The sequence below is a fragment of the Paraburkholderia nemoris genome (assembly GCF_905221015.1).
Taxonomy (GTDB): Bacteria; Pseudomonadota; Gammaproteobacteria; order Burkholderiales; family Burkholderiaceae; genus Paraburkholderia; species Paraburkholderia nemoris.
On the sequence record NZ_CAJNBO010000008.1, the window covers coordinates 125,895 to 145,587 of the forward strand.

General features: G+C 63.6%; 18 protein-coding genes. 12 read left to right on the forward strand and 6 right to left on the reverse strand.

The genetic code is table 11. From position 1 onward, the window contains the following. Positions 1 to 120 precede the first annotated feature (120 nt). On the forward strand, positions 121 to 1,197 hold the full coding sequence (locus tag KHO33_RS14400) for a LacI family DNA-binding transcriptional regulator (protein ID WP_200564848.1): 1,077 nt from the start codon (positions 121 to 123) through the stop codon (positions 1,195 to 1,197). 49 nt (positions 1,198 to 1,246) lie between these two features. Here the strand turns inward: KHO33_RS14400 and KHO33_RS14405 are convergent, their stop codons facing one another. Further along, a complete protein-coding gene (locus KHO33_RS14405) occupies positions 1,247 to 3,076 on the reverse strand; it encodes an ABC transporter transmembrane domain-containing protein (RefSeq protein ID WP_200564849.1) in 1,830 nt (609 codons plus the stop codon). Positions 3,077 to 3,224: 148 nt separating this feature from the next. On the opposite strand from KHO33_RS14405, the gene KHO33_RS14410 reads away from it, so the two are divergent. Further along, the gene (locus tag KHO33_RS14410) at positions 3,225 to 3,428 is read left to right on the forward strand and encodes a hypothetical protein (protein WP_054038438.1); all 204 of its coding nucleotides are present in this window, start codon (positions 3,225 to 3,227) and stop codon (positions 3,426 to 3,428) included. 41 nt (positions 3,429 to 3,469) lie between these two features. Here KHO33_RS14410 and KHO33_RS14415 read toward each other — a convergent pair whose 3' ends face one another. Next, positions 3,470 to 4,372, reverse strand: coding sequence for a transcriptional regulator GcvA (locus KHO33_RS14415; protein ID WP_200564850.1), 903 nt, complete (start codon positions 4,370 to 4,372; stop codon positions 3,470 to 3,472). A 133-nt stretch (positions 4,373 to 4,505) separates the two neighbouring features. On the opposite strand from KHO33_RS14415, the gene KHO33_RS14420 reads away from it, so the two are divergent. The 7 genes from KHO33_RS14420 to KHO33_RS14450 all read left to right on the forward strand — a co-directional run bounded on the left by KHO33_RS14420 (position 4,506) and on the right by KHO33_RS14450 (position 12,159). Next, the gene (locus KHO33_RS14420; RefSeq protein WP_200564851.1) at positions 4,506 to 5,114 is read left to right on the forward strand and encodes a LysE family translocator; all 609 of its coding nucleotides are present in this window, start codon (positions 4,506 to 4,508) and stop codon (positions 5,112 to 5,114) included. 107 nt (positions 5,115 to 5,221) lie between these two features. Continuing rightward, positions 5,222 to 5,851 carry a TetR/AcrR family transcriptional regulator gene (locus KHO33_RS14425; RefSeq protein ID WP_054038377.1) on the forward strand — a complete coding sequence of 210 codons (630 nt, stop codon included), beginning with the start codon at positions 5,222 to 5,224 and terminating at the stop codon, positions 5,849 to 5,851. A gap of 31 nt (positions 5,852 to 5,882) precedes the next feature. After that, complete coding sequence (locus tag KHO33_RS14430) at positions 5,883 to 6,902, forward strand: DMT family transporter (protein ID WP_200564852.1); 1,020 nt, start codon at positions 5,883 to 5,885, stop codon at positions 6,900 to 6,902. A gap of 162 nt (positions 6,903 to 7,064) precedes the next feature. After that, on the forward strand, positions 7,065 to 7,385 hold the full coding sequence (locus KHO33_RS14435; RefSeq protein ID WP_234480537.1) for a hypothetical protein: 321 nt from the start codon (positions 7,065 to 7,067) through the stop codon (positions 7,383 to 7,385). Beyond that, positions 7,382 to 8,431, forward strand: coding sequence for a multidrug transporter subunit MdtN (gene mdtN, locus KHO33_RS14440; RefSeq protein ID WP_200564853.1), 1,050 nt, complete (start codon positions 7,382 to 7,384; stop codon positions 8,429 to 8,431). Before KHO33_RS14435 ends, mdtN begins: the two co-directional genes overlap by 4 nt. After that, positions 8,412 to 10,562, forward strand: coding sequence for an FUSC family protein (locus KHO33_RS14445; RefSeq protein ID WP_054038375.1), 2,151 nt, complete (start codon positions 8,412 to 8,414; stop codon positions 10,560 to 10,562). The genes mdtN and KHO33_RS14445 overlap by 20 nt, the downstream gene beginning before the upstream one ends. Then, on the forward strand, positions 10,549 to 12,159 hold the full coding sequence (locus KHO33_RS14450) for a TolC family protein (RefSeq protein ID WP_200564854.1): 1,611 nt from the start codon (positions 10,549 to 10,551) through the stop codon (positions 12,157 to 12,159). Before KHO33_RS14445 ends, KHO33_RS14450 begins: the two co-directional genes overlap by 14 nt. Before the next feature lie 35 nt (positions 12,160 to 12,194). Here the strand turns inward: KHO33_RS14450 and KHO33_RS14455 are convergent, their stop codons facing one another. Beyond that, positions 12,195 to 13,268, reverse strand: coding sequence for an NAD(P)H-dependent flavin oxidoreductase (locus KHO33_RS14455; RefSeq protein ID WP_200564855.1), 1,074 nt, complete (start codon positions 13,266 to 13,268; stop codon positions 12,195 to 12,197). Positions 13,269 to 13,297: 29 nt separating this feature from the next. Further along, positions 13,298 to 13,501: a tautomerase family protein gene (locus KHO33_RS14460; RefSeq protein WP_054038368.1), complete on the reverse strand. Its 204-nt coding sequence runs from the start codon at positions 13,499 to 13,501 to the stop codon at positions 13,298 to 13,300. A 182-nt stretch (positions 13,502 to 13,683) separates the two neighbouring features. Between KHO33_RS14460 and KHO33_RS14465 the strand changes: the two genes are divergently transcribed. The 3 genes from KHO33_RS14465 (at position 13,684) to KHO33_RS14475 (ending at position 17,069) form a co-directional block, all read left to right on the forward strand. Continuing rightward, complete coding sequence (locus tag KHO33_RS14465; protein ID WP_200564856.1) at positions 13,684 to 14,658, forward strand: LysR family transcriptional regulator; 975 nt, start codon at positions 13,684 to 13,686, stop codon at positions 14,656 to 14,658. 13 nt (positions 14,659 to 14,671) lie between these two features. Further along, complete coding sequence (locus KHO33_RS14470; RefSeq protein ID WP_054038364.1) at positions 14,672 to 15,598, forward strand: LysR family transcriptional regulator; 927 nt, start codon at positions 14,672 to 14,674, stop codon at positions 15,596 to 15,598. 196 nt (positions 15,599 to 15,794) lie between these two features. Beyond that, entirely contained in the window at positions 15,795 to 17,069 is a 1,275-nt protein-coding gene (locus KHO33_RS14475) for an MFS transporter (RefSeq protein ID WP_200564857.1), read from the forward strand. 67 nt (positions 17,070 to 17,136) lie between these two features. Here KHO33_RS14475 and KHO33_RS14480 read toward each other — a convergent pair whose 3' ends face one another. Continuing rightward, positions 17,137 to 18,138: an ROK family protein gene (locus KHO33_RS14480; RefSeq protein ID WP_200564858.1), complete on the reverse strand. Its 1,002-nt coding sequence runs from the start codon at positions 18,136 to 18,138 to the stop codon at positions 17,137 to 17,139. Continuing rightward, positions 18,128 to 19,600: an APC family permease gene (locus KHO33_RS14485; RefSeq protein ID WP_128576554.1), complete on the reverse strand. Its 1,473-nt coding sequence runs from the start codon at positions 19,598 to 19,600 to the stop codon at positions 18,128 to 18,130. The genes KHO33_RS14480 and KHO33_RS14485 overlap by 11 nt, the downstream gene beginning before the upstream one ends. Positions 19,601 to 19,693: the final 93 nt, after the last annotated feature.

Consider the following 19,693-nt stretch of genomic DNA (forward strand, 5'->3'; position numbering starts at 1 on the left):
TCAGGGACCGCCCGGTGACCGGAACGCGAGCCCCCACTGCCATGTCTGCCCGCGCTTCGCGCGCGCAGGCGGCGGTAAGATGTCGGGCGCTCTCCGATTCACTCTTCGTTTTCTGATCCGATGCCTGACTCCTCCGACTCTCCGGCCACCGTCCGAACCCCGACGAACCGTGCCCGCCGCAACACGGGCCGTACCGTGCTGTCCGATGTCGCCAAGCTCGCGGGCGTATCGACGGCGACCGTATCGCGGGTCTACAACGAGCCGGACAAGGTCTCGGCAAATGTGCGCGAACGGGTCGAACACGCCGCGCTCACGCTCAACTGGTTTCCCAACGCAGCGGGCCGCGCGCTCGCGTCCACTCGCAGTCACATTGCCGGCATCATCATTCCAACGCTGGACGATCAGGTGTTCGCTTCACAGGTGAGCGCCATGCAGGCAGCGTTCGCGGCACGCGGCATCACACTCGTGCTCGGTTGCTCGAACTACGATCCGGCGCAGGCGCTCGTGCAGGTGCGCGCCATGCTCGCGCGCGGTGTCGAGGCGATGGCCGTGGTGGGCGAGACTCATCCGCCCGAACTATTCGAGGCGTTGCGCAGTTATCGCGTGCCGTATGCGGTCACGTATGCGTATCGCAAGGACAGCCCGCACATCTGCGTCGGCTTCGACAATCACGCGGCCTACACGGAGATCACCGAACATCTGATCGGCCTCGGGCACCGCTCGTTCGCGGTCTGCATCCAGCCGACGCGCGACAACGATCGCGTGCAGGCGCGCGTGGCAGGCATCCGCTCGACACTCGAACGCCACGGCCTCGCGGTGCGGCCTGAGCACATGCTCGAAGGCAGATCAACGATCGAATTCGGCCGACGCTGCCTGCGCTCGATCTGGCAAGCGCCGTGCGAGCGCCCGACCGCGATCATTTGCGGCAACGATCACATCGCGCTGGGTGTCCTGCGTGAGGCGGAGGAACTGGGTATCGCGATTCCCGGTGAATTATCGGTGACGGGCTTCGACGATCTCGAGATCGCGAAAGAGCTACGCCCCGCGCTGACGACGATGCGAGTCGACACGTACGAGATCGGGCGTCTTACCGCGCAGTATCTGCTCGATGTGCTCGACGGCAAGCGCCCGCAGCACGGACACGAAGTGCGTGCGCTATTCCAACTCAGGCAATCGACCGGGCCTAGTGCGCGATAGCTGCGCGGTGCTTTTCTCTGAATGAACAGGGATGCGCATGGTTGGTTTGTCACACCGAGTCAATCGGATCGCTCACCGCGCCTCGCTGCACCGTATGCCCCAACTGCTCGCCGAACTGCAAGGCGGCAAGCTGTGCATAGAGCGGTGAACTCAAAAGAAGCTCGGCATGACGGCCCTGTGCGACGATTCGGCCGTGTTCCAGCACGACAATGCGATCAGCCTGTTGCACAGTCGCAAGACGGTGCGCGATAACCAGTGTGGTGCGGTTCTGCGCGGCATTGTCCAACGCCTTTTGCACGAGCCGTTCGCTGGCGGCATCGAGCGCACTGGTCGCTTCGTCCAGTAGCAGAATCGGCGGATTCTTCAGGATCGCGCGAGCGATCGCAATGCGCTGGCGCTGTCCGCCGGACAGTCGCACGCCACGCTCGCCGAGAAAGGTGTCGTAGCCTTGCGGCAGTTCGTCGATAAAGCCGGCCGCAGCGGCCATCTCGGCCGCCCGTTGCACTTGCTCGAGCGTGGCATCCGGTGCGCCGTAGCGAATGTTGTCGAGCACGCTGCCGGAAAAGATCACTGACTCCTGCAGCACCACGCCGATTTCCTTGCGCAACTCGACGAGCGGCACATCGCGCGTCGGGACGCCGTTGATCAGAATGCTGCCTGACTGCGGATCGTAAAAACGCAGCAGCAATTGAAACAACGTGGTCTTGCCCGCACCGGACGGTCCGACCAAAGCGACATGTTCGCCCGGACGGACATCGAGCGAGAGTGCGGAAAGCGCTGCGATGCCGGGGCGTGACGGATACGAGAAGCTGACGTTGTCGAAGCGGATGCCCTCGCCTCGCGCAGGCAGCGCGACCGTGGTCTCGGCCTGCACTACCGGCGAGCGCGCCGCCAGCAGTTGCAGCAAACGTTCAGTGGCACCGGCCGCGCGCTGCAGATCGCCCCACACTTCGGCAACTGCTCCCACGGCACCCGCTGTGAACACCGCGTAGAGAATGAACTGCGACAGCTGGCCCGCTGTCATCCGCCCGGCCAGCACCGCCTGCGCGCCGAGCCACAGCACGAACACGATGGCGCTGAACACCAGCACGATCACCACGGCGGTCAACCAGGCGCGTGCACGAATGCGCGTGAGCGCCGTATCAAAGGCTGCTTCCACCGCGCCGGCAAAGCGCCGCACCTCGAAGGGTTCCTGCGTATACGACTGCACGGTCGGCATGGCATTGAGCACCTCGCCTGCCAATGCGCTGGTGTTCGCGATCTTGTCCTGGCTCGCGCGCGAGAGCCGCCGCACGCGGCGGCCGAAGATCACGATAGGCGCGACCACCACGACCAGCGTCGCGATGATGTAGCCGGACAGCACCGGGCTCGTCACCGCCAGCATCGCCACGCCGCCGACCAACAGGAAGAAGTTGCGCAGTCCCAGCGACAGGCTGGTGCCCACCACGGCCTGGATCAGGGTGGTGTCGGCGGTGAGTCGTGACAGCACCTCGCCCGTTTGCGTGGTTTCGAAGAACTGCGGACTCATTCCCAGCACATGATCGTAGACGGCTCGCCGCAAGTCGGCCGTGACCCGCTCTCCCAGCCACGACACGAGGTAGAAGCGCAGCGCCGTCGCGGCGGCCAGTACCAGCGAAACGATGAACAGCGCGAAGAAATAGCGGTCGATGTGCGCCCGGTCGCCTCCCGCGAAGCCACGATCGATCAGGTATTTGAACGCCACCGGCAACACCAGCGTGGCGCCCGCCGAGGTCACCAGCGCGAGGAACGCGAGCGCCCAACGGCCCGCATAGGGGCGCAGGAAGGGCAACAGGGCAAACAGAGGGCCGATACGTCGTGAAGCGGATGCAGGCGGCGAAGACGGGACAGCGTCTGACATGAAGTTTCCCTGATGAATCGAAGGTCACCCCGATTGTGCCAGTCCTGCGGATTCGAAGGCGGTTCACGTAAAAGCCTCTTTCACGTGCTTGCTGCGGCTGTCCATCTGTATCAAGATCAAGCCGACTCATCCGGACCAGGCATTTCCCATGAAAGACGACTCTGACTCCGACTCCGATCCCGACAAACTGAAAGGCCCCGGTGGTTTGACGCTGCGCCAGATCCACGATCAGGTGCAAAAGAGCGTCGAGCGCGACCGCGACGAGCTGGCATCGCGCAACGCTATCGCTCCGCAACGGAGCAGGTGGCAACGTTGGGTGCGTTACGTGTGGGGCCGCAGCGGGCGTCGCTAGGCGGTGAGAATGACCGCGCAAACCCAATGCGCGGCGATGCGCTAGACGATGGAAACCGGCTCCGCGCTCTGCTTCGCCTCAGCAAGCAGCCAGGTCCGGAAAGCTACGACGTTGGCGCGTTCCAGCGCCGCAGCCGGATAGACAAGCCAGTAACTGTAGTCGTTGGGCAGCACGACGTCGAAAGGCTGCACCAGTCGACCGCTACGCAGATCATCCGCCGCGAGCATCAGCCGACCTAACGCCACCCCCTGCCCCTCCACCGCGGCTTGCAAGGCGAGGCTTGCGTCGTTAAACGACGCCCCCGCATCCAGGTCGAGTCCCACAATCCCCGCCTCGTCGCACCAGTGCCGCCACGCCTCGCGCGGCGTGTCGTACAGCAAGCGGACATGGCGCAAGTCAGCCGGAACACGAATGGCCGGCGGCCCCTCGGCGAGCGCCGGACTGCAGACCGGACTCAGTGTTTCGCGAGCGATCAGGTCAGCCTTCACACCGGTCCATCTTCCGAGTCCTGAGCGAATGCCGAGATCGAAGCGCTCCGTTGCGAACGTCCACACATCAGCCGAACTATCGAGGCGCACGTCGATGTCCGGATGCAAGGCGCGAAACGCTTCAAGACGCGGCACCAGCCATCGCGAAGCGAACGACGGCAGAACCGTGATGCGCAGCGGCCGCGCATCGGGCTCCATCAGACGCAGCGTTGCCGCCGCGATGCGATCGAGCGCGCCCGCCAGTTCCGGAAGATAGGCCTCACCCTTTGCGGTGAGCTTCAGCGCATGCCCGCGACGCTCGAACAGGCGAAAGCCCAACCAATCCTCGAGCTGACGAATCTGATGACTGATGGCCGCCTGCGTCACACACAACTCGGCAGCAGCGCGGGTAAAGCTCAGATGCTGGGCCGCGGCCTCAAAAGCACGCAGCGCACCTAGCGGAGGCAGGCGTCGCATGGACTGGTCGATTAGCTTGGTTTATCGAGAGCATGAAGATAACCCGTTTGTGACGCAGGAGGAAGTCGCTTCTAATCACACACTCCACGGACAAACGTGATGTCCCGGCTCCTTGCCGACACGAGGCTAATCGATGATTGCATGGAACATCTGGATCCTGTTTCTTGGCTACACCGTACCGATGGTCGTCAGCCCCGGACCCGGCAACACGGTCCTCGCGACCGCCGGCGGCCGCTACGGCGTGGCCGGCTCGATTCCATTCTGGGCCGGCTTCGAGATAGCCAATCTGGTGTTGTGCCTCGTCTATGGAATGGGCCTCGGCAAGGCACTGCACGGCCACCCTGAAATCCAGATGGTGCTCAAGTGGGCGGGCACCGTCTATCTGCTCTATCTTGCCTGGGGATTTTTTCGCTCGTCAGCCCAATCCGCAAACAGCAGCGAGCAGCATCATTCGCGCCTGCGTACCGGCGACGGATTCCTATCCGTGATCCTCAACCCCAAGATTCACTCGATGATTCTGGTGATGTTTTCGCAGTTTCTCGACTCGGCAGAACCACTCCCGGCACAAGTCTTTCAATTCGCGGCAGCGTTTCTCGTCGTGTGCATGGTCTGCCACTTTCCATGGATCTATGGCGGCCAGTTGATTCTTCGCCGGTTTCGATCCGCACGTGCATTGCGGATTCAGGGGCGCGTGTTCGGTATCTGCATGATCCTCGTGGCGGCTTATGTCGCCTTCGCCTGAAACGCGATGTTGCACGTGCAATTGCCGCAGCACGTCAGCGCTGGCTGTACCGGGCGGCCTCGAATACACTTGAATTCCAGAACGATCAGTCTTAATATAGTTTCACCATGAAACGACACCCTCCTTCCGCCAGCCCTTCCGCCCCGTCGCCCGAGCGCGGGCGGCCGCGTGAATTCGATCTTGACGAAGTAACCGGCATTGCCGGCAAAGTCTTCTGGGAGCAGGGATACCATGCAACCTCGATTGAATCCTTATGTCAGTCAACGGGACTTTTCCGTGCCAGCCTTTACAGCACGTTCGGCGATAAACACGGGCTTCTGGTCGCCGCCTTCGACCGTTACGCGGAAGGCGCCATTGCTCGCCTGAAAGAGCGACTCGCCGTCGATCTGCCGCCTCGCGAAGCACTTCGCGAGGCTTTGCTTCATTACACGCAGGTCGCCAGCAAGCTGTCAGGGCGTCACGGATGCCTCATCACGAACGCAGCCATCGAAATGCTGCCGGCTGACGAGGCTTTACGCCCTCACATCGAGACCACCTTGAGACGTATTGCCTCTCATCTGGTTGCCGCCGTGGTTCGCGGCCAACAAGCGGGGGAATTCAACGCCGGGCTCGATGAGCAATCTGTCGGCAACTTTCTGCTCTGCATGGTTCAGGGCTTGCGCGTGCTGGGAAAAGTAAATGTGAGCAGGAACGAACTGGTGTCGATCGTCGACATGACGATGCGAGCGCTGGTCTAAAAAATTTTTCCTATTTCTGGAACGATCATTCATGAATAAACCCATCGAATTTTCTGTCGCACCAGAGTCGGATCGAAGTACTCCGTCAACCGGTCTGGTTGCGCAGTCGATCCGCAGTAGCTACTGGAAGGGCGTTGCGTTTTGCGTGATGGCAACGGTCCTGATGGGCATCATGTTTCCGGTGATGACGAGCGCCCTTGTGCATGTCGATCCATTCACGTTTACGTCGCTCAGGTACCTGATCGCCGGCGCGGCATTTCTTGCCCTGTTGCTGGTCAAGGAAGGGAAGGGAGCGCTGAAGGCGAATGGGGAATCGTTCGCCCTGGCGTGGTTGCTCGGGTCGGTCGGCTTTTGCGGATTCGGATCGTTCGTCTTTCTGGGGCAGCAACTGGCGGGTCGCGAGGGTGCGCTGACTGCATCGATCATGATGGCAACGCAGCCCATGATGGGCCTGCTCGTGAACTCGATCGTGCGCAAACACCGCCCGCCGTTCTATTCGTTTCTGTTCATTCTGATGTCGTTCGCCGGCGTCTCGCTCGTGGTGACCAAAGGGGACGTCGCTGCCGTTCTGCGCGAACCTCAGCACTACTCCGCGAACGCCCTGATCGTCCTCGGCGCGCTGTGCTGGGTGATCTATACCTTTAGCGCGTCCCACTTCAGGCGCTGGTCCGCACTCAAATACACGACGCTGACCACCTGGCTCGGACTCACCACGATCATCGGTCTGAACGTGGTGTTGGTCGCGCTTCACGTTGTACCGGTGCCATCGGCAACGGCATTGCACGCGATCGTCCCTCACCTTCTCTATATGGGCCCGATCGCCGGCTTCATCGCGATCCTGTTCTGGAACATGGGCAACAAGATTCTCACCCCGCTCAACGGCGTTCTGTTTATGGACGTGTTGCCCGTCACGACTTTCGTCGTCTCTTCGTTGACCGGTGTGGTTCCGGGACATTGGCAAATCGCCGGCGCGTGCATGACAGGCGCCGCGCTGATCTTCAACAATATCTATTTGCGACGCCAGGCCGGGAAACCTGCATTGCAACGGTAGTGCGCAAGCCCGGCGTAATCAACGCCAGCGTATCGATATCGACGATCCGGAACAGATAAACGCGTGCGAGAGCGGAAAACATCGAAACGAAACGGTGGCGCTGGTAAAGTGCTCGTTATTTCGTTGATTCCACCACGGATTCACTCACTTCGCGACGCAGCAATGCCGTTCAAGCCAAATCAAAGAAGCGCCTGCGACCCGATCGTGCTCCGGACGCGGCATCTTCCGGCCGCCGCTGCCCTCTGCCTGTCCTTGCAGGGGTGCACGCTGCGCGGTGCGCCGTCGTATGAAATCTTCGGCGCCTACTTCCCGCTCTGGCTGTTGAGCGCGGTGGTCGGACTCATCGGTGCGCTGGTCGCCCACCGGATCTTCGTGTCCACCGGGTGGGCGCAGATCGTTCCGCTTCAGCTCTCCGTCTGCCTGGCGATCGGTTTGACGGTCGGCGTGCTCTGCTGGCTTTCGGGAACGGGGCAACTTCTATGAAAATCGCCGGCAAGCGGAAAGCCTCCATCAAGGGCCGCGTGATCGCGGGCGTCATCGTCGTACTCGGCCTCGCGGCGGCCTGGTACGGCTATGACCGGACCACCCGGTTTCCGTCAACGGACGATGCGACAATCGATGCCGACGTCGTGCACGTCGCGTCGCCGGTCGGCGGCCGGATCATCAGGCTGCCGGTGGAAGAAAACCAGCGGGTCGCGAAGGGCGACGTGCTCTTCGAGATCGATCCTGTGCCTTACCGGCTTGCGGTCGCGCAAGCCCAGGCCGACCTTGAACTGGCCCGCGCGTCACTCGACACGCGACGCAGGTCGATTGTCGGCGAGCGCGCCACGGCGGTTATCGCGGGCGACCAGACTGGCAAAGCGGCACACAACTATGAACTGGCAACGCGCACGGTAGAGCGGCTCACGCCGCTCGTGGCGAAGGGCTATGTCCCGGTTCAGCAACTGGATCAGGCGCAGGTCGCCCAGCATGACGCGGCGTTGTCGCTGAAGCAGGCGCAGGAGCAGAAGCAGGCCACCGCGCAGACGATCGGCGACGAAGCGGGCGCCGTCGCCTCGGTGCATGCGCGCGAGGCCGCCCTCGCGCTGGCGCAGCGCGGTCTCGACGACACCGTTGTGCGCGCGCCGCAGAATGGCTTCGTCACGGGGCTGTCGGTGCTGGCGGGCGAGACGATCGCGCCGCATCAGTCGATCTTCACGCTCGTCCACGCGGACGAATGGTTCGCCGTCGCCAACTTCCGGGAAGGCGCGCTCGCGCGCATCGAGCCGGGCGATTGTGCAACCGTCTATTCGATGATCGACCGCAGCCAGGCGATCCACGGCAAAGTGGTCGGCATCGGCGCGGGCGTGGCCGATTCCGACCGTATCAATCTGCCGCGCACCTTGCCCATCGTGCAGCAGTCCGTCAACTGGGTGCGGGTCGCCCAGCGCTTCCCCGTGCGTGTGCGGCTCGACGAGCCGGCCGCCCGGCTGGTGCGGATCGGTGCGAGCGCGATAGTCGAGGTCCGGCATGGCGCAGCCTGCCGGTGATCTTGCCCGACCGGGCCCCGCCGACATCCTGAAGCTGCTGGCGCCCTATCCCGGGCGCGCGGCGATGGCGACCCGGATCGCGCTGATCTGCGCGCTGACGGCGTTCGTGACGAGCGCGTACGGCACGCCGGAAGCGGCGATCTCCGCCTATGTCGTGTTCTTCCTGAACCGGCCCGACCGGGTGCTGAGCGTGATGCTGAGCTCGGCGCTGCTGGTGCTGGTCACGCTGATGATCGGCTTGGTCACGGTGGTGGCCATGTTCGCGCTCGACGATCCCATGTGGCGGGTTGCGTGCATCACGGGGCTATCGTTCGGTCTGCTGTTCGTGACCTCGGCGAGCAAGCTGCGGCCGATAGGCGCGATCCTCGCGATGATCGTCGGCTTTGCGCTCGACGAACTCGGCAGCGTGCCGTTCGGCGAAGTGGCGACGCGCGCCCTGCTCTACGTCTGGCTGATGGTCGCGATTCCGGTCGGTATCTCGATCGGCGTCAACCTGTTGATCGCGCCGTCGCCGCGAAAGCTGGCCGGCCGCGCGCTCGCGAAGCGTCTGCGGCTCGCGGCGCAGAGCCTGGTCGAACCCGAGGCGACGGCCGACGAACTCAGCGCATGCCTGCGCGAAGGCGACGCGGAAATCGGCACGTGGCTCAAACTCTCGGTCGTCGACGGCTCGTCGGTGCGTGACGATGTCGGGCCGCTACGGCAGGCCGTGTCGTCGACGCTGACGATTCTGGTCGCGGCCGATCTCGCAGTGCGCGAAGCGTCGGGACGGCTGCCGGCATCGTTCGCCGCGCCTGTTGCCGAGACGCTGGAAAACATGGCCAGGATGCTCGAGGCAGGCGGCTATCCAGTCGACATCGAACTCAAGCTGCCCAGCGTGACTGAGCTGACGCCGCTCGCGCGGCTTGTCGTTAGGGATCTGCACGATGCGATTACACGCTTTGCTGTGGTCGAGGCGCAAGCTGATGTCGAAAGCACAGGCAAAACCGGAACCGATTCGGGGACCGCAAAACGCGCCCAAGCGCAAACTGATGCCGAAGGCAAAGTCGAAACCGCCGCGCGAACCGAAGCCCAACCCCAAGCTCAAGTCAAAGCCGAACCCACGCCGCCACCCACCGCCAAGCGCGGCGGGTTCTTCCTCCCAGATGCGTTCACCAATCCCGAACACGTCCGCTACGCGCTGAAAACCACCGTGGCGGCGATGTTCTGCTATCTGCTCTATTCGCAGATCAACTGGCCCGGTATCCACACCTGCTTCATCACGGTCTACATGGTGTCGCTCGGCACTACCGCTGAAACCGTCGAAAAGATGACGCTGCGGATCGCCGGGTGTCTCGTCGGCGCGCTCCTGGGTATCGCGGCGATCGTATTCGTCACGCCCGTGCTGACGTCCGTTGCCGGGTTGATGACGCTCGTGCTGATCGGCGCATGGCTGTCGGCGTGGATCGCTTTCGGTTCGCCTCGGATGGCGTATGCCGGCTTCCAGATCGCCCTGGTGTTCTTCATGTGCGTGTTGCAGGGCGCGGCGCCTGGCTACGATCTGACGGTCGCGCGGGATCGCACGATCGGGATCCTGATCGGCAACGTAGTCGTCTATCTGGTTTTCACCCGCGTGTGGCCGGTCACCGTGGCCGCGCGCATCGACGCTGGCCTCGCCGCGCTGCGGCAGCAATGGGAACGACTGGCGGCGCTGCCGGATGCCGTCACGCGCCGGGCGCAGGCCGCGAGCGCCATGGCTCAGTGCGGCGCGCTGGAACAGGACATTGCGCTGATGCATTACGAGCCGTCGTGGGTTCGTCCCGAAGCGCAGTGGATCGCCGAGCGCCGCAGCGCGCTGGCGAAGCTCGATGCGCTGGAAGGGCCGATGTTCCTGCTCGCCGAACGTCGACCGGGCGATGCCGCGATTGAAGGCTGGCTTAAGCGGGCCATGGACGGACTTCCGATGCCGTCGGCTGAAACCGGCGCCAAGGTCACGCCCTTACCCGTCGCCCCGAATGCGGCTTCACCGGAAGCAGCGGCCAACGACGACACACGCACCGCTTTGCTACGTCTCGGCGATGCACGCCTCACTCAACTCGAACACGCTGCGTCGGACGACGCAGCGAAGGGACTCGCGACTCATGCGCCGGCTTAACCCGTCATTCGCACTGGCGATCCTGGCCGCAGCGGGTTTGGCCGGATGCGCCACGTCATCGCTGGACATGGCGCCGGACAGTCCCGACCGTCCGTGGCAACCGCAGACGGACGCGACGGGCGCCATCGTGCCTGGGCCGGCTTCGGCTGCTTCGGCTTCGGCTGCTTCCACTGCTTCGGCTAACTCGGCTGCTTCGGTCAACTCGGCAGCCTCCACGCCCTCCGCACACAGCTACCAGCTCCCCGCCAATCCCGCACTCGCCGCCGTGCCGCCTCCGCCGGCACTCGAGCAGGCGCATGCATACGACCTACCCGAGCTGATCGACCTTGCGGAGTCCGCGAACCCGCTAACGCGCATCGCCTGGAACGACGCGCGCAACGTAGCACTCGCAGCCGGCATCGCGAAGAGCGCATACCTTCCGCAACTGTCGGTCGCGGCGATGGGGCAATACGCCGGTTTCCATAATTCGGAGACGTCCGTGCTCGGCGATTCATCGTCGACCGCAACGGGGCATGGCATGACTTCGGTGGTCGCGCTGCAATGGCTGCTGTTCGATTTCGGCGGACGCGCCGCGCGCGTCGAGGCCGCGTCGCAGGCCTCGGTGATGGCGAACATCGCCTTCACTGCGGTTCACCAACAGGTGATCTTCGACGTCAGCGTCGCGTTCTACACGTATCAAGCCGCGCGCGCCCGCATCGTCACGACACAACAGGGCCTCGACAACGCCGAATCGATCCTGGCGGCCGCGCAGTCGCGCTACAAACATGGCATCGGCACCGTCATCGAAGTCGCGCAGGCCAATCAGAATCGCGCGCAGGCCAGGCTCGCGCTCGTCCAGGCGCAGGGTGCCGAAAGCAACAGCTATCTCGCGCTGATCGCCGCGATGGGGATTTCTCCGCTGTCGAAACCCAGGATCGCGGAGATGCCTGCGCACACGCTCCCGGCGATCACCAACGACTCGATCGACCGGATCGTGTCATCCGCCATCGCTCGCCGCCCGGATGTGTTGAGCGCCTATGCGGCCGAGCGGGTCAATCTGGCGAAAGTGAAGGCGGCCGAGTCGGACTTCATGCCCAAGGTGTTCCTCTCGGCGAACGGCGCGTACAACACCGGCAGTTCGTCGATTTCGGCGGTGCCGGCCATCGGTCAGCAACTGCCGACGGTGAACCTGAGCGGCGGCCGTTACGGCGGCAGCGTGATCGTCGGCGTGACGATTCCGCTGTATGACGGCGGCCTGAGATCGGCCGTGCTCGCGCAAGCGCGCAACGATGCGGACAGCGCGTCGACCCGTCTCACTCGAAGCCGCGAAGAAGCGGTTCGGCAAATCGTCGCCGCGCAGAATACGCTGCAGACGAGTCTTGCCGCACAGGCTGCGTCCAAAGAGTTGCTTGCCGCCGCGCAAACGACTTATGACGCCGCGTTCGATGCGTATCGGCACGGCGTCGGCTCGGTCACCGACGCGCTGCTCGCGCAGAATCAATTGCTGGCAGCGAAGAACGCAAACGCGGATAGCTACAGCAGTTCGTTATCCGCAGCGGCAGCGCTTGCGCTGGCGACTGGCTCGATTGACTCGATTCCGATGCGGGACAATTGGTGAGTGCAGGGCCGCGGGTGCAAAGTGAACGCGCGGCATCACCCATTCGTTTGCGCTTCACGGATCTCACGAACTAGCGTCTCAACCAGTTCCGCTGCCGGCATCGCCCGCGAAAGCCGCACGGCCTGGCCTGCCCATTGAGCCGCATACTCAGCGCTGCCCTGCGCTTTCGCGGCCGCGTGCAAGGCCTTGCCGGCGTCGTAAGTAATCGGATAGTCAGGCAGCGCGGGGCGCGCCGGATCATCGCCCAACTCACTGAACCGGTTTTCGATGCCGCGCGCCGCCCTTCCGGAAATCGCGCTAATGAATGTCGTGCGGCTGTCGGGACTCAGCAGTGCGGCACGATACGCAGCGTCCGCAGCCGATTCGGACGATGCCACGAAGGCCGTGCCGAGCTGCGCGGCCTGTGCGCCCAGCGCCAACGCAGCCGCGATGCCCGCACCGTCCATGATGCCGCCGGCCGCAATCACAGGCAGCGGAATCTCGCGAACAATCAGCCGCACGAGCGCCATCGTGCCGAGCATTTCGTCCGGAGCCGACGGATCGAAATTGCCCCGATGGCCGCCTGCCTCGGCGCCCTGCGCGACGATGCCGTCCAGCCCGGCCGCATGAATCTGAGCGGCTTCGTCGAGGTTGGTGGCACTCGCCACCAGCACGATCCCGGCTTCGCGCAACGCCGCGATTTTTGCGGCCGACGGCAAGCCGAAGTGAAAGCTGACCATCGCCGGACGTTCGTCGAGCAGCATCTCGAACATCGCGTCGTCTTCGATAAAACTCTTGTAGATCTCGCGCAGCGCCGCGGGCGGTTTCGCACCGAAGCGCGCGAAGTGCGGCGCCAGATACTCGAGCCAACGCGCCTCCCGAACCGGATCGGCAACGGCCGGCGCGTGGGTAAACACATTGACGTTAAACGGCTTGCTGCTCAACGCACGAATTTCGTGGATCGCCGCCCGCGCGCTCTGCGCGTTCATCGCACCGACACCGAGCGAGCCCAGTGCGCCCGCATTCGATACCGCCGCCACTAGCGCCGGCGGGGCCACGCCCGCCATCGGCGCCTGAATGATCGGCAAGGCGACGCCCAGGCGGGCCAGCAGATTCGGAGAGTCCTTCATGTCCTCGGCTCCTTGAAATCGCGACGCGCTCAGCGTTGCCGTGCGCGTATGTCTGTGATCGATTCGCCGCCCCAGCCCCAATTGTCCGTATCGACCTCCTCGATCACGACAAAAGTGGCCGCGGGGTCCTTGTGCAACACGCGCACCATAAGATCGGTGGCGCCCTTGATCAACTCGGCTTTCTGTTCACGCGTGACGCCTTCGCGCGTCACCTCGATCTTGATGTACGGCATGATGCACTCCTTTCAGTTGCCCCAGGTTCGACGGGAGTATTCCCAGCGGCCGGCAGTCGGCCCGCCATCCATTGGCACCGCAGGACGTTCCGTGGTCTGTCCGGCTCCCATGTAACTCACTATACTTATGCCACTCGTGTCGATAAATACGCTCATGTCAAATTCATTTGATACGCCAAGTAATGAATAGCCCGCGAATCATCGAACGAACCAGTAAGCGTCAATTCGACGACTTGATGCTCGGCAGCATCGAGTTGTTCTGTCTCGCGGCGGAACTGGAGAGCTTTACGGACGCCGCCACCGCGGCCGGCGTCACACCAGCGGCGGTGAGCCGCTCGGTGTCGCGGCTCGAGGAGCGCCTGGAGGTGCGGCTCTTCGTCAGGACCACGCGCCGTATCCGGCTGACCGATGCGGGCAGAACATATTACGAGCGTTGCCGCGAGGCGCTCGGCCAACTTCTCGACGCTGAACGCGAAGCGACCGGCCAGCAGTCCGCCGCCGCCGGCGTGTTGCGCATCAGCATGCCGACGCCCTATGCGCACTATCGCGTGCTGCCCATCCTGCCGGCGTTCCGCGAACAACATCCGCAGGTGCGGGTCGAAGTGCACATCAGCAATCGCAACATCGACTTCGCCGAAGAAGGCTTCGATCTGGCGATTCGCGGCAGCGCGCCGGGCGAATCGAATCTGATTGCCCGCAAACTCGAAGACGCGGAACTGGTCGTGGTGGCCAGTCCCGCTTATCTGTCGCGAGCCGGAATGCCCAGGTCGGTCGATGACCTCACGCGCCACGACTGCATCCAGTTCGACCTGCCGAGCAGTGGCCGCAAGATTCCCTGGCTCTTCAAAAGCGGCGAGCACATGGAAGAGCATTTCACCGACGGCGGTTATTCGAGCGCGGGCGACGTACTCGGTGGCGTGACCTTGGCGCGCAGCGGCGCAGGACTGTTCCAGACATACCGTTTCGTGGTTGAGCGGGACCTGGCGACGGGCGGCCTGGTGGAAGTGTTGCCGGCGTTCGGCGGCGCCTCACGGCCGTTCGTGCTGCTCTACCCTCACAAGCGCCATGTGTCCTTACGGGTGCGGCGCTTCGTCGATTTTCTCGTCGAGACGCTCGGTTCCGCCGGGCGCGACGACGCCACCTCGTCCCTCCCCTGAAGGCTGACCGGCGATGGATCGAATCGATGCGATGAAGGTGTTCGTCTGCGCCCTCGACGAGGGCAGTCTGGCCGCGGCAGGCCGGCGTCTCGGCCGCTCGCCCGCCGCCGTGAGCCGGGCCATTGCGTTTCTCGAAGCGCACGTCGGCATGGCGCTACTGCATCGCACCACGCGCACGATCAAGCTGAGCGAAGCCGGCGAGCGCTACGCCGCCTCGTGCCGGCGAATCCTGACCGACCTCGAAGAAGCCGATCTGATGATTGCCGGCGAACGCGCGGCGCCGCGCGGCACGCTGACGCTGACCGCGCCCGTGGCCGCCGGTCAGGATTTTCTGCGTCCGCTGCTCGACGAGTTCGTGGACCAGTATCCGGAGGTCACCGCGCGCCTCTACCTGCTCGACCGCCCCGCCAACCTGATCGACGAAGGAATCGACGTCGCGCTGCGCATTGCCCACCTGGCCGATTCGACGCTGATCGCGATGCCGGTCGGCGAAGTACGCCGCGTGGTGGTGGCCGCGCCGCGCTATCTCGCCAAACACCCGCGTCTCAAGGAACCTGGCGATCTCGCCCAGCACCGGATTATTTCGATGACGCATTTCGGCGTCGATTCGTGGAGCTTTCCGTCGTCGAACAATTCCGCCGCGCCGCAAACGGTGCACTTCACGCCACGGCTGATCGTCAACAGCGTGCAGGGCGCGGTCGCTTCTGCCGTCGACGGACACGGCGTCACGCGGCTTTTTTCGTATCACGTGGCCGAACAGGTCCGCGAAGCGTCGTTGAAGATCGTGCTGACCGGCTACGAGCAGGCGCCGCTCCCCGTGCATCTGCTCACGCCGCAAGGCCGTCTCGCGGTGCCGAAAGTCCGGGCTTTCGTCGACTTCGCGGTGCCGCGTCTGCGCGCCCAATTCAGCGCGCTCAAAGCGATCACCGACGCGGATTAAACCGCCGCGCGGAAGAATAGCTGCCGCGCGGCGGTGATTCTCTCGCCGCGTGTTTGTTCGTAAACTGCTCGCCATGGGTAACAGCTGCGGCCAAACCTGGCTGCAACGCCAAACGCATGGAGCAGGCAATGGACTCGGAACAGAACGTGGTGCTCATCGCCGGTGCGCGGTTGCGTGCCGGATCACGGGGGGCGTTATGAATCAGCCAGCTAGCGCCACAGCCGGTGAGGTCGGGATTGGGTTGACGAACAACACCACCAGCTACGCGGCACGAAACACACTCTACTGGCGCCGCAACCTGTTCATTTGCGTGTTCGGCTCATTTACCACGCTCGTCAGTTTGAGCATGCTGCTGCCGTTTCTGCCGCTCTACGTGCAGCAACTCGGCGTGACGTCGCAGGCCGCGATCGTGCAGTGGTCAGGCGTGGCGTTCGGCGCGACCTTTCTCGGCACGGCCGTCACAGCGCCGCTCTGGGGGCGTCTCGCCGATCGTTACGGACGCAAGCCGATGCTTGTGAGGGCGGCGGTCGGCATGGCGATCGTGATGTCCTTGATCGGCATGGCGCATAACGTGACCGAACTGGTCGTATTGCGGCTGCTGGCCGGATTGATCGGGGGCTATGCGTCGGCGTCGATTGTGATGATCGGCACCCAGGCGCCGCGCGAACGTGCGGGATGGGCGCTCGGCATCCTGTCGACCGGTTCGCTGGCCGGCAGTCTCGTGGGTCCGCTGGTGGGTGGTGTGCTGCCCTCGTTGATCAGCATTCGCAGTACGTTCTTTGCCGGCGGCGCGATGATCGCAGTCGCCGCGCTGCTGACGATCCTGTTCGTGCGCGAGGATTTTCATCCGGACTCCGACGCAAAAGCGCGCGCCTCGACCCACGTCGCGGCGCCGAAGCTGGCCAACCGTACCGTGATGATCACGCTGCTGCTCACCGCGATGATGGTGCTGCTCGCCAACATGTCGATCGAGCCGATCATCACCGTCTATATCTCGCACCTCAATGTGCCGACCGACCATCTGGCCCGCACTGCCGGCATCGTGATGGCATGCTCTGCGTTCGGCAGCATGCTGACCGCGGCGCGGCTTGGCGCACTGGCGGATCGGATCGGCAGCTGGAACGTGATTATCGGATGCCTCGTGTTGACCGGGTTCGTGATGGTGCCGCAAGCATACGTCACGCACTGGTGGCAACTGGCGGCCCTGCGCGGGTTGATGGGGATGACGCTGGCCGGTCTGCTGCCGTCGATTGCGAAACTGGTGCGGCACACGGCCACTGAAAGTCAGTCGGGAACGATGCTCGGGTATCTTCAGTCGGCGCAATTCGCCGGTCAGGTGGTCGGACCGCTGATCGGTGGCGTGATCGGCGTCCATCTCGGGCTGCACGCTGTGTTCTTTGTGACGGGTTCGTTGTTGATTGCCTGTGCTGTGCTCGGGCAAGCCGTGCGCAATCGGCCGACGCACGCATGACGGCCTCCTGCGTGTTGTTCCGCGTCGAAAGACACAATGCCGACAGCGGGACACGGGCGCCGCCGGACTACAACGCGGGCTCAACCTCACGCAACGGCGAGTGTCCGGGCGGCAAGCGGCGCAATGCCCACGCATCGCTCGCCGCCACAATCGCGCCCTGTAACGCGGCGCCGTGACCGAAAGCTGCAATTGCCACTTCCGGTGGATACGGCACGGCGCGCGCCAGCAGTGAACGAATACCATCAGGAATGCCTGGAATACGCGCCATGCCACCGCCGATCACGATCTTCGACGGATCCAGCATCAGCGTGAGATTCGCAACCTGCCTGGCGAGACTTTCGAACGCATCCTTGATCAGCGCCGCCACCTGAGGCATTGAATCACGCAAGGCGAAAGCTTCGTGCGTACTGACGTCTCGTCCGAGCAGCGCGCTCACGCGGTCGCCGATTGCACGACCCGAAACGAAGTTTTCCAGCGACGCGCCGCCATCCGCGAACAGGACTTCACCCGGCACGCCACGCAATTGATAGCCGATCTCGCCAGCGGCGCCATTCGCGCCGCGCAGCACCCGTCCATCGATCACCGCGGCCGCCGCCAGACCCGTCCCCAGGTTCAGGTACAAGCCACAATCGACGCCAGCCAAAGCGCCACAGCGTGCTTCTGCCAGCGCCGCGGCTTTGACGTCGGTTTCGACGGCGACGCACTGGGCGTCGAAGCCTGCGCGCAACACATCGTAGAGCGCAAGCCGGTCCCAGCCAGGATTGTTCGGCGCAAGCCGAATGCCATCGGGTTCGATGATGCCAGGAGTGACCGCGGCCACCGCCAGCAACCGCCGGTCCACACCGGCAAGCGTCTTCGCCATCAGGGCTCGCGCCGCTTCGAACATGCGCCGCATGACGGTGTCCGCACCCTGCTCCGCCAAAGTCGGAATTTCAGCCTCATGAAGGCGCTGTCCCGCTGGCGTCGTGGTCGCCATGGCGATCTTGGTGCCACCGATGTCGATAGCCAACAGGAACCCGCTCGTACCAGCGCCGGCGCGCTGGGTTTCATCTTTGTCTTTAACGTGCATGCGTTTCAATATTCGTTGTTGCAGTGCTATCCATCTGGCGTTCGAGAAACACCTCACGGATAGGCTTGGGGCCAAACGGCCATTGCCGGGCGACACGCGCCCAGATCAGGAACGCGATCAACCCGAGAACGAGCCAAGCCGTCGACATCAATTGCGACTGCCGGTCGGTCGCATAGAAAACATAGAGCCAGCCAACCAGCGCGACAAGACTCGGCACCGGATAGAGCCACTGGCGATACGGGCGATGCAACTCCGGCTGACGCCGACGCAACACGGTCAATGCCGCGATCTGCGCCACCGACTGCAGCAACACCGCGACAGCAACCAGCATATTGATCACGGCAGTCAGATCGAAAAACGTGCCGGCCGCCGTGACTACGCCCATCACAAGCAACGCGACGTGCGGGAAATTGTGCTTCGGATGCAGCTTGCCGAATGCGGCCAGAAACACACCGTCGCGGGCCGCATAGAAAGGCACGCGTGACCCGCCGAGCAATCCGGCAAAAACCGACGCAAACGCTGCAATCAGGATCAGGACGGTAACGAACGCCGCCGCTGTATGCCCCCAGTTGCGCGACACGACAAGCGACGCGACCGAGGTCGACTTGGCCACCTCCTGCCACGGCACCGTGCCGATCACGCCGATATTCAACGCGAGGTAAAGAAACATCATGGCGATGATCGACACAATGATCGAGCGGGGCATCACGCGTCCCGGATTCTTCAACTCGTCGCCCATGTACGCCGTGGTGTTGTAGCCGGCGTAGTCGTAGATGGCGATGATCAGACCCGCACCGAGGCCCGTGAAGAACTTGCTGATATCGCTCGCTTCGGGCGGCAGCGTCGTTGCGAGGCTCAGATGGAAGTTCGAGTAGGCGGCGGCAATGGTCAGCCCGACTGCCAGCATCATGATGATCCACAGCACCGTGCTCAACGCACGGATTGATTCGATGCGCCGATAAAGCGCGAGGACGACCAGTGCGGTCACGCCGACGCCGATTGCGTGCGTCTGCCACCCCGAAAGATTCGGCAGGAAAAAGCCGAGGTACTGAACGAAACCGATGATGCCCGTGCTCATGATGAGCGGAATGGACAACATCGCGGTCCAGACGAATAGAAAGGGCATCAGCTTGCCGGTGCGGTACTGGAAGGCTTCGCGCACGTAGAGATATGTGCCGCCGGCACCGGGCATCGCCGCGCCGAGTTCCGCCCAGACGAGGCCATCCGCCATGGCCAGCACCGCGCCGAAAATCCAGCCGATGACGGCAAGCGGGCCATTCATCACGGCTACGATTGCCGGGATGGTCAGGAACGGGCCCACGCCGCAGATCTGAATCATGTTCACTGCGGTCGCCGAGAACAGGCCGACGGAACGGTGGAAATGCGGTGCCTCGGTCGCCGGCCGCTCGGCCACGCCAGCCAAGGCGTTAGAGGACGGCTCCTGCCACGCGGAATCGCTCATGTGAGTCTCCTTGCGGCGCTCGCCGCGTTGATGTCCAGTTGCTCCGGGGTTTATCCATTTTTTTTCGAATGATAGGAAAGTTTCTTTACTAAT